Here is a 1,104-nt window from a genome sequence, read left to right as displayed (position 1 = left end):
ACCATAATGGTATATTGCGTATCACTTAATTTGGTAAATGAACCTGGATTAATAGTGCCATTTGCAACACTAATACTGCTTATGCCAAACGACGCGATTCTAATGGCTTCATTAAAATTAAATGTGATTGTATTGGCAGCGACATTGGCACCACCACTGCCTACAATCGTCAGGATCGGGCTAATAGCCTCAAGTACCAAGTTACCATTAGCAATCAAATCAGTCAATAAATTAGCTCTATAGGCGACATTGGCTAAAGTAATGATTACTTGGCTATTAAGTGCGCCAGTGCCATCATAGCTAATAGTCAGTTTAGTGTCAGTACCGTTGGCGACTGCTGTTACAAAATCACTCAGATTAGAAGTGGCGCTATATCCTACCAATAAGTCGTTAAGGTTAATAATATCTGCACCATGATCTGTTTTTGTATTTCCTATCGTAAAGTCGGTAATGGTGTCATTGCCTGCGTTTTTAAAGCCGTAATCAAAGACATCTATACCATATGAACCTGTTAAAGTATCATCGCCTTCACCGCCGACTAAAATATCATCTGTAGTGCTACCAATTAGCGTATCGTTACCCCCTAAACCATGTAATATGGTTTTTACGCCAGTTACAGTCAGTGTATTGGCAGTTGCATCGCCCTGTGTCGTCTTACTGCCATCAAAATTACTATCATTAATAGTCCAGTGATAGGTGTCTATTAAATATTGTCTGGCAGTGGCATCGGTGTAGTTTTCGATATCCCAAGTAACATTGCTCTGGATAGCACTCTCACCAGCAGCAGTATCGAGCTTTGCCCAGCCACGCAAGGTGCTATCCATATTATTTAGAGTCATTAAAGTGTCTTCAAACATACTCGTTGCACTTGTTAAACTCGAAATATTCCAACTGCCAATATTTCGGTTAAAGGCACCTGCGTTATGAAACATCGCTTGCATATTAGTCACTTTGCTAACATTCCAACTGCTAATATCTTGGTTAAAGACATTAGCGTCCCAAAACATCCTATGCATGTTAGTCACTTTACCAACATCCCAACCACCAATGTTTTGATTAAAGACGGCTGAGCCAGAAAACATATAAGACATATCAGTTGCTTTA

1 protein-coding gene is annotated in these 1,104 nt (G+C 39.7%); it reads right to left on the bottom strand.

The genetic code is table 11. The features are described from left to right. A partial coding sequence (locus BAZSYMA_RS00580; protein WP_241502506.1) for a BspA family leucine-rich repeat surface protein occupies nt 1–1,091 on the bottom strand: 1,091 nt, incomplete at its 3' end. Between the last annotated feature and the right edge of the window lie 13 nt (nt 1,092–1,104).

This window comes from Bathymodiolus azoricus thioautotrophic gill symbiont, from assembly GCF_001298715.1.
In the GTDB taxonomy this organism is placed as follows: domain Bacteria; phylum Pseudomonadota; class Gammaproteobacteria; order PS1; family Pseudothioglobaceae; genus Thiodubiliella.
The sequence above is the reverse complement of the archived record's forward strand: the minus strand, read 5'-3'. Positions and strand labels throughout refer to the sequence as shown.